A 15585-nucleotide genomic window follows, 5' to 3' on the forward strand; every position below is an offset into this window, starting at 1 on the left:
CGTACCCAGCAAGCGAGTCACGCCGGCGCGACTCTCGTCCACGACTCGGATCAGCGCGGCAGCTCCACGAGCTCTGCAAGCCGAGCGCGGTGGCGTCCTGGGGTTCCGAGCGCGATCTGATCGGACTTCGCTCGCTTAAGGTAAAGGTGAGCTGGGTGTTCCCAGGTCATGCCGATACCTCCGTGCAGCTGGACAGCCTCTTCCGCAGCCAGGACGGCCAGGTCCCCGCAGTACGCCTGCGCGAGCGACGCCGCCACGGACTCGTCCGAGTCGCCTTCGGCCAAGGTCGCTGAACCGTACCGCGCGGCGGCCGTAGCGGACTCAACTGATGTGTACAGGTCGGCGAGGCGATGCTTCAGTGCCTGAAAGCCACCGAGGGGGCGGCCGAACTGCTTGCGCACCTGGAGATAGTCCACTGTGGTCTCAAGGCACCACCGCGCGAGGCCGACCTGCTCCGAGGCGAGTAGTGCAGCCCCGGCATCGAGCGCCCGGCGGACGGCGGGCTCCGCATCGTCCAGCACCAGCGCGCCCTCGGCTCCTTCGAGCGTGACGTCGGCGAGCTGTCGGGTCATGTCGAGTGAGACGTGTCGCCTCAAGGTCGCGCTGGACGCGTCGACCGCATACAGGTGCCCGCCGGCCAGCACCAGCAGGACGTCGGCCTCGATCGCCCCCGCTACGCTGGTGATCCGGCCGCTCAGTTGTGTGCCTTCGACTCGTACGCTCGACAGCTCGCCGTTCGGCGCAGTCGACCAGGGTACGACGAGCGCTGCGGTTCGCTCCCCTGTTGCCAGCTGCTCCAGCAATGCCGAGCCGCTCTCAAGCAGGACCGTGGTGGCAATGACAGAGCTGGTCAGAAACGGCACCGGCGCGACGGTGCGGCCGAGTTCCTCGAGCACTACGGCAGCCTCGCGTGCGGTCGCGCCCTGGCCAGCGCGGTGCTCGGGAACCAGCAGGCCAGCGAGGCCAAGGCCGGTTAGCGACTCCCAGAGCCCCTCAACGAGCGCCCGGTCACCGTCATACATCCGGGTCACGGCGGCGGAGTGGCACCGATCAGTCAGCAGGTCCCGCACGCTCGCGCGCAGGTCCTCCTCAACCTCGGTGTAGAGCAGATCGAGATCACTCACTTCGCGGTCTCCTTCCACGGGATGTCCTTGTCAACGCGGTGCTCGCCCGGAAGGCCCAGCACCCGCTCGGCGACGATATTGCGCAGGATCTCCGAGGTGCCGCCCTCGATGGAGTTGCCCTTGGCGCGCAGGTAGCGGTAGCCCGCGTCGCGCCCAGTCAGGTCGACGTGGTCAGGCCGGATCATGGTCCAGCCGGAGTATCGCAGCCCTTCTTCACCCAGTAGCTCCACTTCGAGGCCCGAGAGGTCCTGGGCGATGCGCGCGAAGCTGAGCTTCATCGCGGAGCCCTCAGGCCCGGGTTGGCCTTGAGCCAGTTTCTGGCGAAGCCGTACGCCGGCCAGCCGGGCAACCTCAGCATCGACCCAGAGCTTGAGCAGTCGGACGTGCAGCTCGGACGTCCGTAGCTCGGCGTGCTCACGCCAGCTCTGCGCGACGACACCGATCATGCCGTCCTCCCGGGCGGTACCCATGCCGATCGAGACGCGCTCGTTGTTGAGCGTCGCGTTGGCCACCTTCCATCCTTCGCCGACCGCCCCGAGCCGTTGGCTGTCGGAGATGCGTACATCGGTCAGGAAGACCTCGTTGAACTCCGCCTCGCCGGTGATCTGGCGCAGAGGTCGGACGTCGACGCCTGGATCCGTCATGTCGCACAGGAAGTAGCTGAGCCCGAAGTGCTTCGGCTTGTCCGGGTCCGTGCGCGCGATAAGAATCGCGAAGCGCGCGTTGTGCGCTCCTGAGGTCCATACCTTCTGTCCGTTGACTACCCAACCTTCGCCGTCGGGCACGGCTCGCGTGGAGACGTTGGCGAGATCAGACCCCGCACCGGGCTCGCTGAACAACTGACACCAGATCTCCTCGCCCGTCCAGAGCGGACGCAGAAAGCGCTGCTTCTGCTCATCGGTGCCGAACGCGACGATCGTCGGGGCCGCCATGCCGAGGCCGATGCGGTTGGCCCTCGGGTTGTTGTCTGGAGCGCCAGCCTGCAAGAGCAATCGCTCGACTTCCAATTGAAGCGCCTGGTCGAGGCCGAGCCCGCCACAGCCGACGCCAAAATGTACCCAAGCCAGCCCGGCGTCGAAACGGGCGCGAAGGAACTCGGTTCGCTCGGTCGTGAATGGGTCGTAGTCCGACAGGAAACCTCGAACGCGATCGAGGAGCTGATCGGAGTTCATCGCGCCGCCCTACGCTTGCGCAACTCGGTCGCGAGTGCGTTCTTGTGTACCTGGTGCGGCCTATCGGCGAATCCAAGCGTGCCCACGCCGGCGTAGAACGGACGCGTTCCTGTCGCTGTGGGCGTCATTCGGCCCCGGAAGTCAGCGTCACGCCGCCGTCGATGACGATGGTCTGGCCGGTCAGCCAAGCGGCGTCGTCGGACAGCAGGAAGGCAACCCCACCGCTAATATCTTGCGGCTCGCCAAGTCGCTTGAGCGGGTAGGCCCGACTGGTCTCGTCCTCGCGCCCCTCGTAGAGGGGGGTGGCGAATTTCGTCTTCACGACCGCCGGGGCGACTCCATTGACGCGGATGTTCGGCCCAAGCTCGACAGCAAGTAGTTCGGTGAGCGAATTCAGCATCGCCTTGGTGGCACCATAAAGGCCAATGTTTGGGGCAGTGCGAATGCTCGACACTGACGACACGTTGACGATGGAGCCGCCATGCTCGCGCATCCAGGCCGCGTACGCCTTCTGCACCCACGAGACCGCGGCAATGCAGTTGACCTCGACGGTCTTGCGCGCGGCACCGAGGTCGAGATCGACGAGCGGTCCGTACGCCGGGTTGATGCCAGTGTTGTTGACCAGGAAATCGATGCTGCCGAATGCCTGGATCGCCTGCCGGACCACGTCGTCCTGGTGCTCTGCGTCGTCGGCCTTGCCCGCAATGCCAAGGGCGTGCGCGGGACCACCGAGGCTCTCGACCGCCTCGTCGAGGGCTTCCTTTTGTCGAGCGGTGATAACGACCTTGGCGCCGTCGGCGACCAGGCGTTCAGCGATGCCGAAGCCGATGCCCCGGCTCGCGCCGGTGACGATAGCCGTCTTGCCTTCGAACCTCACGACAGTGGCTCCAGAACCATCGCGTTGCCCAGTCCCTGCCCGCCGCACATGCTCTCGAGCCGGAGAACCGGCCCGTTGCCGCCGGTTGGCAGTGCCGTCCGACGCCTCCACCTAGGGCAACGCATAGTGGCAAGCGACGTAGTGGTCATCGGACACCCTCCTCGGCACGGGTTTTCTTGGCTGCACGTTCGGTTTGCCATGGGTCACCGGCTGCGGAAGCGGCAGCCCGAGGGCGGCTCAATAGGAGAAGTTCGCCCATAAGAGTGGTGGCTCGCCAAACTGAATGCACTCAGAGTGCAGTCTTTCCGATAATCTGTCAAGTCCTCTCCGAGTGGAGAGCGAGAGCCGCGAACCACTCGCTCGATGGCCGAATCCATCGCTGCCAGCTCACTCATCACGCCACCGTCGACGCCCCAGGCCGCGGACGCAGCTACCCGCAACGTCCAGATCAGAAATGGTGTGGCACCGCCCCAACCCTGGCCATCGACGTGCTCGGCGAGGGGGAAACTTGACAGATTATCGGAAAGACTGCACTCTGAGTGCATCCAGTTTGGACAAGCGACACCGAGTGCTATGTCCCAACAGGACGGTGCGTCTCACCCAAAAGGCTTGTGCTGACAGTCCGCGTCGCAAGTCGGGGATCTAGCCTCACTAGGAGTACAAGATGCGGGTCGTAGCTACCGCTCAAACGCTTGGCGGCACCGGTCACGACGACGGACGCGTCCGAATCGAAGCCGAAGAAGGCATCCGTCGGCGATGAGCTCATGCCGTGGGTAGGCTCAGAGATCTCGACGTATTCGGGACGGGCCACAGTGATCGCCTCTCCCGTCGGCAGTGAGCGCAACGCTTTGTTTCTGGGGGCATCGGTCGCGCGACCGCAGTGCTCGCCGCGGAGCTCGGTCTGTCGGTCGCGGCGTGGGACCTCGACCGCGCCGGTCTGAGGTGCTTGCTGCCGCTCAGCGAGGGTGGACACCAAGTGGTGACGTGCGAGGTGGACACAAACACAGCCGACCAGGCCGCTGTCCGGCGCGGACTCGAGAAGAGCGTCGCCGCCCTCGGCTCGTGCTCTTTTCTGGTGAACAACGCCGGGCCTGCGCAGGACTCGGAACTGGGCTTCGGGGACGGCGTGGCGAAGGCACTGTCCAGCTACGGGCTCGTCACGGAGACTTGGTTGGCGGGCCCGGGGTCGAACGGCGGCACGGTGGTCAACGTCGCATCAGTCGCCGGCAACCTACAGGGCACAGGTGCGCAGCCGTGGTACTCGGCCGCCAGAGCCGGCATCGCCGGTTCCACCCGCTGGCTGGCCACCAAACGTCCGAGCGGGATCCGCGCCAACGTGATTCTGCGAGGCTCCACGTACACAGCGCGAACGGCCGCGCGGCTCGACTCAGCCGACGGAGCCGCCCACATCGCAAGAATCCCGATGGGCCGGGCCGGAGAGCCGCACGACGTCGCGCGGGCAGTCCTGTTCCTACTCGCGCCCGCATCGGAGTACATCAACGGCGCCTGCCTGCCGGTCGACGGCGCGATGTCCCTCGTCTGGTGATCGCGGGACGGACCCTACTTGACGCACAGGTGACTGCGGGTTTGCCTTGCGAGCCCTGCTAGAACTCAAGATCGGCGCAGGGCTCTAGCGACTATGGGCCGCTAGGTTGGCGACGATATCGGCTATGGCCTCGACGTCGAGTTCGTCGTTGCCGCCAAGTTGGTAGCCGTCGCCGTCCCAACTACTGCGCGAGGCGAGAATGATGCGTTGCCCGTCGTGACGCACAATCTGCCCATTGAGAGAGGCTGATAGATCGCTCAATAGGTACGCGACAACAGGCGCGACCTTCTCTGGCCCCTGCACGGTTTCCATGCCCGAGGACACGGTGGCCTCCGACGACTTGAACCACTCGCTACGGTGCTCGCTCATTCCCGTGCCAGCGATCGGCATCACGCCATTGACACGTACACCAGTACCCGCAGCTTCGAGCGCCCATCCGTAGACCATCGAGGCAACTGCAGCCTTCGTGACTCCGTAAGACGTGATCCCCGTAGCGCCGTTCAACGCTCCGGACGTAATTGCGACGATTGCACCTGAGCCTTGCGCCACCATGTGACGCAGGGCATTGACCCCGCAGTACATCGAGCCGAGCACATTCACTTCGACGATTCGCTTCAACGATGCCGACTGCTCCTTCCAAGGGAGGGAGTTGTGCAGAACCGCGGCGTTGCTCACCAGACCGTCCACCGACCCGAACGTCTCGGCGCAGACACTAACGAGCTTCTCCGCCACCGACCATTCCGCGACCGATCCCGTCACCACCTCCACACGAGCGCCGAGGGTGGCGAGTTCGTCGGGGACGTCGCCAACCAGGTCCGAGTCCAAATCGTTCACCACGACATCGCCACCCTGACGAGCGACCTCGAGGGCGTAGGCGCGGCCCAAGCCTTGACCTGCACCTGTGACGATGACGGACTTGCCTTTCAAATGCTGCTCACTCATACGTCTTCTCTCCTTGCGACTCGACGGCTACCAGGGCATTGCTCCGGCGTCGAACTGTTCAACGCGGTGTTCAACTACCTCGAGATCTGGCAGGACGCGGATGTGACCGTCAGCTCAGGTGACTCACACCGATGGAGTTCGAGCGCTTCAACACGATCACCGCCGCGTGAGGGTCGAAGGATTTCGATACGCATGGCCGTCATCAGCTCAGCTCGCGTTTGAGGATCTTGCCCGTGGACGTCATGGGCAGCTCGTCACGAAACTCTACGATGCGCGGGTACTTGTAGGCGGCGAACTGCTCCCTGCCCCACGCGACGAGCTCGGCCTCGGTGACTTCGACGCCCTGCTCGCGCACCACGACGGCCTTGACCTCCTCGCCGTGCGATTCGTGCGGCACCCCGATGACTGCCACGAGCGAGACAGCCGGATGACTCATCAGCACTTCCTCAAGCTCGCGCGGATAGACGTTGTAGCCGCCGCGCAGGATCATGTCCTTGGACCGGTCCACGATGAAGTAGTAGCCGTCGACGTCTTTGCGAGCCAGGTCGCCGGACCGGAACCACCCGTCACGGATAGCTTCAACGGTAGCCTCGGGGCGGTTGTAGTAGCCCTTCATGACGTTGTGACCCTTGATCGCGATCTCGCCGATGGCCTCGGGATCGTCTGCGACGTCGCTCCAGTCGTCGTTGATGAGTTTCATTTCCACACCCGGGATCGGCTTGCCGATCGAGCCGACATGCGGCTCCTCGCCCCACGTTGCAAACGAAGCGACCGGCGAGGTCTCCGACAGGCCGTAGCCCTCGAGGATCGTCACACCGAACCGCTCTTTGAAGTTCTTGTGCACCTCGACCGGCAACGCCGAACCGCCGGCCACAGCCACCCGAAGGTTCGAAGCAATCGCGGCGACAGGAACGTCGGCCGTCAACGCCGACAGCAGGCCCCAGTACATCGTCGGCACGCCCGCGAAGTAGGTGACCTTTTCGCGCAACATCAGTTCGATCGCAGGCTCTGGCTCGAACCGCGGCAGCATCACCACGGTTCCACCGAACGCGAAAGCGCCGTTTTGAATCACGGTCTGACCAAACGAGTGGAACAGCGGCAACACACACAGGTAGGTGTCGGGTCGGTCAGATGAGGCGGCGGTCTGCACCTCCCCGGATAGGGCGTTGTCGCGCATGTTCCGGTGCCGCAGCTCGGCGCCCTTGGGCTGGCCCGTTGTACCGGAGGTGTACAAGATCACGGCAGTGTCATCATCATCGCGCTCGACCGTGGTGAACGTCGTCGATTGCTCGGCCACCAGCGGCGCGAAGAGCTCTGGTCCCTCCCATCGCGCCGAGGCTTCTGAGTCGGGCCGGATCAGGAAGAAGTCCTTGCAGGCCGCAGTGGCCTGGAAGCCCGCGTGGGCGGACTCACCGATGGGCATCTCGGCGGTCCCTTCGAACGCGAAATACGCCACCGCGTCGGAGTCGGCAAGGTGATAGGCGACCTCGCGTGGCTTGAGCATCACGTTCAGCGGCACCACGGTAGCGCCAGCCTTCAGGATGCCGTAGTAAATGATCGAGAAGTACGGCAGGTTCAGGCACGACAGCGCAACCTTGTCGCCCGGCCGCACTCCACGAGCGACCAACAGGTTCGCAACCTGGTTGGCCGCGCCGTCGACCTGTGCATACGTGAGCCTGTCGTCACCGGAGACGATCGCCGTGCGCTCGGGAAACTTCGCTGCTGAACTCTCCAGCAGGTCGGATAGATTGGTCACATCGACTCCTGCGTTACGTCAGCGGCGGACGGTCCCCGCACACGTCCCTTGTCAGCCGTCGATGTCACCCAGTCGTCGTAGAACGGTGGCATGTCGCCCGACGCGGTCGCCTGAAATTCAGGACGCCGCTTCTCACGAAACGCGCTGACTCCCTCCGCACCGTCGGCGATACTGGTGTAGAACATGGCCAATGAATCGGTCTTGTGCGCCTCAACGGGGTGGCGCGCCGCAGAGTTCCTATAGATCAGTTGGCGGGTGAGCGCCGTGGCGACGGGCGAGCGGCCACCAGTCCAACGATCCGCAAGTTCCAACGCCTCGTCCATGAGCGCTTCCTCGGGGAGGACTGATCGCACCAGCCCAATCTCCAGAGCTTGCTCCGCGCTCAGAATCGCCGCCGAGTATGTAAGGTCCAACGCCGTATCGATTCCAACAATTCGCGGCAGGAACCATGAGGAAGCCGCTTCCGGCACGATTCCGAGTTTGCCGAAGACGAAACCGATGCGGCCGCGATCCGCGACCAGGCGGGCGTCCATAGCCAAGGTCATCGTGGCGCCGATTCCCACGGCCGCACCATTGATGGCAGCAATCACAGGCTTGCGGCAGTCATAAAGCGCTAGGGTCACTCGGCCGCCCGTGTCCCGCACGCGCGAGAGTGCAGGGCTGTGCAGATCCTCCATAGCTTCCATCTGCGGAGCGAGGGACTCGTCGAGCCCGAAGGCGTTTCCATCGACCCCCAGGTCCATGCCAGCACAGAACGCCTTGCCCGCTCCGGTCACGACGACTGCCCGCACGTCATCCATGTCATTGACTTGACGGAATACGAACTCGAGTTCGTCGGCCATCGTCACCGTGAACGCGTTCAGTGAATCGGGCCGATTCAGGGTCACGATCAGAATGCCCCGCGTCGTCTGCGTCTTAAGGGTTGTGAGTTTCATCGACTATTCACCGCTCACACGCATAACTCGGCAATGTCGAAATCAGCAGCCGGTGAGCATCTTCGATGATGGTCGAGACCACTTCCTCGACGCTTCCGATCTCGAAGATCAGGCCTTGGGACTGACCGGTCCACCACATGCCATCATCCAACTCGCCGTCCCGCAATACCCGTTCTCGACCACGGGCACCTGACGCCAGTTCCGCAACATCAGCGAACGTCGCATCGTCGCCAGCCTCGATCTCAAGGATTCGCTCACTGATCGAGTTCCTTGCGACTCGGGCCGTATTACGGAACGGCCGGAAAACCAAGACGGTGTCCCGCTCACTGTTGAGGACGATCTGTCGTTTCACATTTGGGTGGATCGGCGCCTCATCGGTCGCCATGAACCGGGTGCCCATATTGGCCGCACAGGCGCCCAGCGCCAAAGCCGCTACCAGCCCGGACCCAGTCGCTAGACCGCCCGACGCGATCACAGGAACGGACAAGGCGCGAGCCGTGGCTGGGATGATGACGAGGCCGGGCACATCGTCCTCACCGGGATGCCCCGCGGCCTCATAGCCATCGATGCTGATGGCTGCTACACCCAACCGTTCGGCGGACACTGCGTGACGCACGCTTGTCGCCTTGTGGATCACGCGAACTCCAGCCGCCAGGAAGTCCGGCATGTGGGGTGCCGGGCTCGCGCCCGCAGTCTCCACAATGGTGATTCCAGCGTCAATGATGGCGGCTCGATACTCCTCGTACGGAACCGTCTCCAATGTCGGCAAGATCGTCAGATTCACCCCGAAAGGCAGATCCGTGAGTTCGCGGGTTCTGGCGATCTCCTTGGTGAGAGCTTCGGGAGACGGTTGCGTCAGGGCGGTCAGAAATCCAAGAGCGCCCGCATTGGCGACCGCCGAGACTAGTTCGGCGGTACCCAACCCGGTCATACCACCGCACACCAGCGGATGCTCGACCCCGAAGGTCTCGGTGAATCTTGTCGAGATCTTCGTCCCGGTCTGGATCACAGGAGAACTTCGATCAGTCGCGGGCCGTCCTCCGATGCCGCTTCACCGAGCGCACGACGCAACTCACCCGTCGTCCGGACCTGCGACGCAGGCACGCCGAATCCATTCGCCATAGAAACGAATGACATATCCGGGTTCGACAAGTCGAGCATGGCCTCAGCTCTGGGGCCGGAGCCGTCAGCGCCCACCCGAGCCAGCTCGCGCCTCAGGATCGCGTAGCTCCTGTTGTTGTAGATGATCGTCGTGACATCAAGTTGCTCGCGGGCCTGGGTCCACAACGATTGGAGCGTGTACAAACTCCCTCCATCTGCTTGGAGCGAGTACACGCTTCTATCCGGTGCAGCGACTGCGGCGCCAGTTGCGACCGGCATACCTTGCCCGATGGCGCCACCGGTCAGCGTCAACCAATCGTGCTGCTTCGCTCCGCGGAGCGCGTCTCCCAATGAAGCTCCAGATGTCGCAGACTCGTCCGAAACAATGGCGTTCTCCGGCAACTCGTCAGCGATCACCAGCGCAACCGTGGTGGGGTCTAGCGGCACATCTCCCGTGCAGCGCTCGGACACATACTGCTCGACCTCCACTTGCGGTCCGCCAACGGCATCAGCTACTTGAAGGAGGGCTGCCAGCACGTCTTCATGACGTTCCCCTGCGCGGAGAACACGGGCGCCCTCGGGTGAGAATCGACCGGACTCTCCCGGGTACGCGAAGAACGAGACAGGTTCCTCGGTGTCAAAAAGTACAACCGCGGTGACGCCTGCCAATTGTTTGACCGCTTGCTCCCCGACGTATGCAAGCCTGTCGAAGTGGGGCAGGCCAGCGCCGTGAGCCATCCGGGCAGGAAAAGTCTCCCTGAACACCCGGACACCCGGCAGGCGCTGCAGGCTTGCGACAGCCCGGAGGCCATCTGGGCCACAGCACCTGCCGCCGACGATGACGGCTACTTCGTCGCCCGCGGTCAACGCCCGGATGACGTCGTCGGTGATCTCTCGCGGCACCGGCTTCGGCTCGAAGCGAGGGCGGGCGGCGACCACCGCTCCCCCCGGAAGCCAAGAGTGATCGGCAGAGACGATCAATGACGCCACACCTGACACGGGGCCAATCGCTTCAACGACAGCTTCGGCACCCTTCGCCGCGAGGTCACTTGGGGAATCGGCGAAACTGACCCACTTGCTGACCGTCTTCGCGAGCGACTCAACATCCGACTCCAGCGGAGCGTCAAATTCTTTGTGGTAGGTGGCGTGATCACCGATCAGGTTGACAACGCTTGAGAAGGCCCGTCTCGCGTTGTGAAGATTGGCCATTCCGTTCATCAGACCTGGTCCCAGATGAACCAGAGTGCTCGCGGGCGATCTGCGTATACGCGCGTAGCCATCAGCTGCGCCGGTAGCCACCCCCTCGAAGAGAGTCAGGATCCCGCGCATCTCCGGCACATCGTCCAGCGCGGCGACGAAGTGCATCTCCGACGTACCCGGATTCATGAAGCACGTGTCCACGCCACTTCCCACCAAGGTTTGGATCAAGCCGACCGAGCCGTTCACCGAAGCGGGCATCAAGCCTGCCCTCGCTTGCTACGAGTTTCGGCCGGTAGACCTTCTTCCATCTCCTTGGCGATCCGCTTGTAGAAATCACCGATCAAGAACGCGTCGTGGCCAATCATGACCCCATGCGCTCCACCAGCGACGAACCTCGCAGTATCTGCCGGGTTCACGCAAAACTCGATTAGGAGCTTGTCGGTCTTGCCGACTGCTTCGCGGATCTTGTTCATGGCTGCGCCGACCCGAGGGTCATCCCACGTGACATTTCCCAACGAAAGTGCGTAGTCACCGGGACCGGGCATCACACCAACGAGTCCATCCACCTCAAGGATCGACTCGATGTTGTCGACGGCCTCTTCGTTTTCGATGATGGCGATCACGGCGACAGACTTGTTCCGTTCCTCACGACGGCGGACCTCCGCCTCCCCTGCCACCCTCAGCGGGCCACGGCGAAAGGCAGTCCCCCGAGTTCCGAGCGGCGGGTAGTACGACCAATTGACAACGGTCTCGACGTCCTCGGCCGTGCGGACATTCGGCACGAGAATGCCTGTGGCTCCCCCGTCCAGGAGGCGAGCCACCAGGTTCTCCGTCGGGTCGCCGAGTCGCACGAGCGGGCTGGTGCCCGCAACCTCGGCCGCACGGATCAAAGACTGGATATCGTTCATGCTCCGCAGACCGTGCTCGAGTTCGAGAACGACGAAGTCGAAATTGCATGCACCCACCAACTCGATCAACGTCGGATCGACCAGATCATGGAATGAGCCCAAGAGCACCTCGCCGCCGCGCATCCGGGCGACGAAGTCGTCGGAATAGATTCGATCCAGAGCACTCATGATGAATTCCTTTTCACGGGACAGCGCCGAGCCCGATCTGGGCTCAGCGAAATGACTAAGCACGGGTCGCTGCGCTGCGATACTGCATCTACGAAGGGGGCACCGAAGTCCCGAGCAGGATTCCTCTGGATGAGCTGCGCCCTCTCGCTGCGATACCGCACTCGAGTTATGCGGCTCATCCAAACTGACTACACCCAGAGTGCAGTCTTCTCGGCTTCATGTCAAGCCCTGGGCAAACCTCACGAAAACTGCCCGCGAAGCGTCGATCGGGCTCAGGCATGGCCGACGTCCACGGGTCCAAACTCGAGATGGCGGTCAGTGGATTTCGCCCGGTCGGGAAGTCCAACTCGCGCCGATTAACCAGCTTGATCTTGGAGACCTTCGAGCGATACGGGACAGTCGGACTGCCTATGTCGACCTCGATGGCGAGCGGCACTGAGAGATTCGCCCAGTCGCGGATGCGGGCGACGGTCGTAGTGCACGCTTTCCGTGCACTTAGGACCGTGAAGGGACGATGGCTCCACTGAGCTACCGTGACTCAGCTCCGCCCGGCCTGGGGTTCTGAAATCTGTCAGACGCACTCACACCGTCAGCTGGAGCGCACGGGCCAAATCGGCTGACTGCGCCACGACCTCACGTTGCACTGGCGTGAGTTCCTGAGCCGGTAGCTCGGCCATCGCCTTGTACGGGTCCTCGACGCCTGTACGCTCCCCGCACAGCTCCTCGAGGACGGCTAGTCCGCAGAACGGGACGTAGACCGCCGAGTAGCCTCCTTCGTGTGACATGACCAGCCGACCGTCACAGACTCGCTCTGCGAGTTCGACGAGGCGGCGTGCAACAGCACGGAAGCCGTCGGCTGTCACGCACATCCGACCGAGCGGATCATACGCGCTCGCGTCGAACCCGCTCGAAACCATGATCAGCTCCGGACGGAATCGTTCGACCGCCGGTACGGCGACTTCATCGATCGCGTGGAGGTAGGCGCCATTGCCAGAACCGGCGGGCAGGGGGACGTTGATGTTCGTACCTTCCCCGGCTCCGTGTCCTACCTCGGAGACCAATCCGCTTTGCTTGCCAAACAACCGGTCTTGGTGAAGCGAGATGGCAAGCACGTTCGGGTCCGTGTCGTAAATGGCCTGCGCCCCGTTGCCATGGTGCACGTCGTAGTCGACGATGGCGACGCGCTCGATGCCATAAGTGGCGCGAGCATGTTCGATCGCCACGGCGACGTTGTGGAACATGCAGTACCCCATCCCAGTTTCAGGTCGAGCGTGGTGGCCTGGCGGGCGAACCAGAGCATAGGCGTTGTCCGCTTTGCCCTCCAGAACGGCGTCGACTGCTGCCATCGTGCCGCCGGCTGCCAACGTCGCGATGTCGAATCCACCGCGTCCAAACGGCGAAAAGCCGTCGCCCGAATCGCCCCCGCCAGCCGCGCTTGCTTCCATGACGCGGTGTACGTGGTCGCTTGTATGGACTCGCAAGAGGTCGTCGATCGTGGCGTGTCGCGGTGCGACGCGGTAAAGGCGGTCAAGAAGACCGGATACCTCGATGAGCGAGGCCATTCGCACCTTGCTCTCGGGACTTTCGAAGTTGCGATATGGCTCAACAGCGCCACCAGCAGGCACAACCCCCGCGTGCGTCCCGGTGTCGTGCCATCCGTACTGCGCGTGCCAGACATAACCAGTCGTGCGGGACATGTGCCTACCTTTCCTCTTCGACCGTCGCATGCACGCGGCGGTCGCTTGAACTCCGGATCCTGCGGACTCGGTGGAACGTAAAAGCTGAGGTACCTGCTTTGCCAACAGAGTGCTGGATCATTCCGCAGTTCGGCCATACGCCCGTGGGCTGCTTGCTTGATCTGACTTATGACAACTGAATGCACTCAGCGTGTAGTCTTCTCTATGATCTGTCAATCCCCCTCTGATCGGAGAAATGAACATGAGAGCAACCGTGCTGCACGGCGTCCGCGATATCCGGCTTGACGTTGTTGACGACCCGCGACTGCTCGTTGACTCCGATGCTGTGGTGAGGGCAGTTGCGTCGTGCGTGTGCGGCTCTGATCTGTGGCCGTATCGCGGCGCGAACCCGTTCAACGGGCCGACCCGCGCCGGGCACGAGCTCGTCGGCGTTGTCGAGCAGGTCGGCTCCGCGGTCTCGACCGTCCGAGAAGGCGACTTCGTGATCGTGCCGTTCGTCTACGCCGACAACACGTGCGCAGTGTGCCAGCGCGGTGTCCAGACTTCTTGCCCACGCGGAGGTTACTGGGGCTCACCGGACTCCGATGGGCACGCCGTCGACGGACTGCAGGGTGAATTGGTGCGCATTCCGTTCGCCGACGGCACCCTGGTCAAGACACCGACGATGCCGGACGCCTCGCTGATACCCCACCTGCTGACGTTGGCCGACGTCTTCCCGACCGGGCACCACGCCGCGACGTCCGCAGGCGTAACCACTGGGAGTACCGTCGTTGTGGTGGGCGACGGCGCAGTCGGGCTATGCGCCGTCCTCGCTGCTAAACGGCTTGGTGCCGACCGCGTCATTGCGATGTCACGCCACGCTGACCGCCAGGAACTGGCTCTCCGGTTCGGGGCCGACCAGATCGTTGCCGAGCGTGGCGACGAGGGGGCGGCCGCCGTTCGCGACATCTTTGATGGCATCGGCGCAGACTGCGTGCTCGAGTGTGTTGGCACGAACGAGAGCATGAAGCAGGCGCTGCGCTCGGCCCGGCCAGGCGGAAATATCGGCTACGTGGGTCTCCCTCATGGCGTGCAGCTCGACGTCCGGACGATGTTCGGCGGCAACCTAGGCCTCAAGGGCGGCCTGGCACCCGTACGCGCATACTTGCCGGACCTTCTGCAGGACGTGCTCGACGGTGTCATCACACCAGGCGATGTTTTCAACCTCACACTTCCGCTCGATGCGGTCGCCGAGGGCTACCGCGCGATGGACGAGCGACGTGCAATCAAGACGATGCTGACCTTCTAGCAGGGCGCGGAACGCCCGCGGTGTGCTGCCTCGATCAAGACGATGCTGACGCTGGTGATGGCATACCTGCGGATGGTGGATCGATCCCACAGAGACATCGCCCATTTAGCGATGCCTTGCGACTGCCCGCAGCACACTCAGAGTCCACGCTCGGGCACATTCAGGCGTCTTCGGTGGCTCATCGTTGGGCGCCGAGCAGTACGGCTCGGAACGTAGTTCTCATCACCGCTATCGCTTGCTTCGTGTCGAGTCGCTCGGCCTGCGTCATCAAGAGCCACGTCATTGCGTTCGCTGCGGCAAAGAGCGCTTGATGGCGAGGATCCGATTTTTCTGCGCCGATCTCGTTGCTAAACGTCGCGATGAGGTCGTCGTGCAGACGAACGTAGTGCTGACTTCGGGCATCAGTCAAAGCAGGCGAAAACGGCTCGGCGAGGAGCGCCGATGCAGCCGCTGGCGCTAGGTCAACTAGACGCGCTCCGCGCCGGTCACAGAACAGATCAATCCGCGCATCCAACGGAAGGTCAGCCGGCACAGGCTCCCAATTGCCGGCATCGCGGTCGAGCCAGTACTGGCCTGCCAACACAAACAAGGCTTCCATGTCGGCAAAGTGGAGCCAGAAAGTGCGGAGAGAGATCCCGGTCCTCGCAGCGATCTCTTTGGCTGTGGGTCGCAAGACTCCCTCGATGACGAGCTCCGCGTGCGCGTTGATGATGGCCTGCCGAGTGACCTGGCGGCGTTGGATCCGGCCATCGGGGTGAGCGCTTCCCGACATTCGAGTCTCCGATCGGTGAGGGCTGGACAGAACATCGGGGAGACTACACGCTAAATGCATTCAGTTGAACGACTCCCGACTCAAGGGGCGATCTCGCGG

13 protein-coding genes are annotated in these 15585 nt (G+C 63.4%); 2 read left to right on the top strand and 11 right to left on the bottom strand.

From position 1 onward, the window contains the following. Window positions 1-50 precede the first annotated feature (50 nt). The 3 genes from AC1DVU_RS02675 to AC1DVU_RS02685 all read right to left on the bottom strand — a co-directional run bounded on the left by AC1DVU_RS02675 (window position 51) and on the right by AC1DVU_RS02685 (window position 3173). Window positions 51-1124 carry an acyl-CoA dehydrogenase family protein gene (locus tag AC1DVU_RS02675; protein ID WP_476920878.1) on the bottom strand — a complete coding sequence of 358 codons (1074 nt, stop codon included), beginning with the start codon at window positions 1122-1124 and terminating at the stop codon, window positions 51-53. Then, on the bottom strand, window positions 1121-2296 hold the full coding sequence (locus AC1DVU_RS02680) for an acyl-CoA dehydrogenase family protein (RefSeq protein WP_476920879.1): 1176 nt from the start codon (window positions 2294-2296) through the stop codon (window positions 1121-1123). Before AC1DVU_RS02680 ends, AC1DVU_RS02675 begins: the two co-directional genes overlap by 4 nt. Window positions 2297-2420: 124 nt before the next feature. Further along, window positions 2421-3173, bottom strand: coding sequence for an SDR family oxidoreductase (locus AC1DVU_RS02685; protein ID WP_476920880.1), 753 nt, complete (start codon window positions 3171-3173; stop codon window positions 2421-2423). Between the two features lie 862 nt (window positions 3174-4035). Here AC1DVU_RS02685 and AC1DVU_RS02690 point away from each other — a divergent pair. Next, on the top strand, window positions 4036-4719 hold the full coding sequence (locus AC1DVU_RS02690) for an SDR family NAD(P)-dependent oxidoreductase (protein ID WP_476921591.1): 684 nt from the start codon (window positions 4036-4038) through the stop codon (window positions 4717-4719). Window positions 4720-4803: 84 nt separating this feature from the next. On the opposite strand, the gene AC1DVU_RS02695 is transcribed toward AC1DVU_RS02690, so the two are convergent. The 7 genes from AC1DVU_RS02695 to AC1DVU_RS02725 form a co-directional block, all read right to left on the bottom strand. Continuing rightward, complete coding sequence (locus tag AC1DVU_RS02695; protein WP_476920881.1) at window positions 4804-5661, bottom strand: SDR family NAD(P)-dependent oxidoreductase; 858 nt, start codon at window positions 5659-5661, stop codon at window positions 4804-4806. A 202-nt stretch (window positions 5662-5863) separates the two neighbouring features. Continuing rightward, the gene (locus AC1DVU_RS02700) at window positions 5864-7417 is read right to left on the bottom strand and encodes a long-chain-fatty-acid--CoA ligase (RefSeq protein WP_476920882.1); all 1554 of its coding nucleotides are present in this window, start codon (window positions 7415-7417) and stop codon (window positions 5864-5866) included. After that, window positions 7414-8352: a crotonase/enoyl-CoA hydratase family protein gene (locus AC1DVU_RS02705; RefSeq protein WP_476920883.1), complete on the bottom strand. Its 939-nt coding sequence runs from the start codon at window positions 8350-8352 to the stop codon at window positions 7414-7416. The genes AC1DVU_RS02700 and AC1DVU_RS02705 overlap by 4 nt, the downstream gene beginning before the upstream one ends. 7 nt (window positions 8353-8359) lie before the next feature. Next, window positions 8360-9361, bottom strand: a complete 1002-nt coding sequence (locus tag AC1DVU_RS02710; protein ID WP_476920884.1) for an NAD(P)H-dependent flavin oxidoreductase — start codon at window positions 9359-9361, stop codon at window positions 8360-8362. Beyond that, entirely contained in the window at window positions 9358-10911 is a 1554-nt protein-coding gene (locus tag AC1DVU_RS02715; RefSeq protein ID WP_476920885.1) for an acetolactate synthase large subunit, read from the bottom strand. Before AC1DVU_RS02715 ends, AC1DVU_RS02710 begins: the two co-directional genes overlap by 4 nt. Continuing rightward, window positions 10911-11729, bottom strand: coding sequence for an HpcH/HpaI aldolase family protein (locus tag AC1DVU_RS02720; RefSeq protein WP_476920886.1), 819 nt, complete (start codon window positions 11727-11729; stop codon window positions 10911-10913). The genes AC1DVU_RS02715 and AC1DVU_RS02720 overlap by 1 nt, the downstream gene beginning before the upstream one ends. Window positions 11730-12310: 581 nt before the next feature. Then, a complete protein-coding gene (locus AC1DVU_RS02725; protein ID WP_476920887.1) occupies window positions 12311-13426 on the bottom strand; it encodes a class II histone deacetylase in 1116 nt (371 codons plus the stop codon). A 241-nt stretch (window positions 13427-13667) separates the two neighbouring features. Between AC1DVU_RS02725 and AC1DVU_RS02730 the strand changes: the two genes are divergently transcribed. Beyond that, window positions 13668-14714 (top strand): zinc-binding dehydrogenase, encoded by a 1047-nt coding sequence (locus AC1DVU_RS02730; protein ID WP_476920888.1) that lies wholly within the window; start codon window positions 13668-13670, stop codon window positions 14712-14714. A gap of 178 nt (window positions 14715-14892) precedes the next feature. Here the strand turns inward: AC1DVU_RS02730 and AC1DVU_RS02735 are convergent, their stop codons facing one another. Beyond that, on the bottom strand, window positions 14893-15486 hold the full coding sequence (locus tag AC1DVU_RS02735) for a TetR/AcrR family transcriptional regulator (protein ID WP_476920889.1): 594 nt from the start codon (window positions 15484-15486) through the stop codon (window positions 14893-14895). Window positions 15487-15585 lie beyond the last annotated feature (99 nt).

Source organism: Aeromicrobium sp. P2_G6 (genome assembly GCF_056403535.1).

Coding starts and splice junctions, on each gene's coding strand:
- AC1DVU_RS02680 (WP_476920879.1), bottom strand. CDS start 2,296: ATGAACTCCGATCAGCTCCTCGATCGCGTTCGAGGTTTCCTGTCGGAC.
- AC1DVU_RS02695 (WP_476920881.1), bottom strand. CDS start 5,661: ATGAGTGAGCAGCATTTGAAAGGCAAGTCCGTCATCGTCACAGGTGCA.
- AC1DVU_RS02705 (WP_476920883.1), bottom strand. CDS start 8,352: ATGAAACTCACAACCCTTAAGACGCAGACGACGCGGGGCATTCTGATC.
- AC1DVU_RS02715 (WP_476920885.1), bottom strand. CDS start 10,911: ATGCCCGCTTCGGTGAACGGCTCGGTCGGCTTGATCCAAACCTTGGTG.
- AC1DVU_RS02720 (WP_476920886.1), bottom strand. CDS start 11,729: ATGAGTGCTCTGGATCGAATCTATTCCGACGACTTCGTCGCCCGGATG.
- AC1DVU_RS02725 (WP_476920887.1), bottom strand. CDS start 13,426: ATGTCCCGCACGACTGGTTATGTCTGGCACGCGCAGTACGGATGGCAC.
- AC1DVU_RS02730 (WP_476920888.1), top strand. CDS start 13,668: ATGAGAGCAACCGTGCTGCACGGCGTCCGCGATATCCGGCTTGACGTT.
- AC1DVU_RS02735 (WP_476920889.1), bottom strand. CDS start 15,486: ATGTCGGGAAGCGCTCACCCCGATGGCCGGATCCAACGCCGCCAGGTC.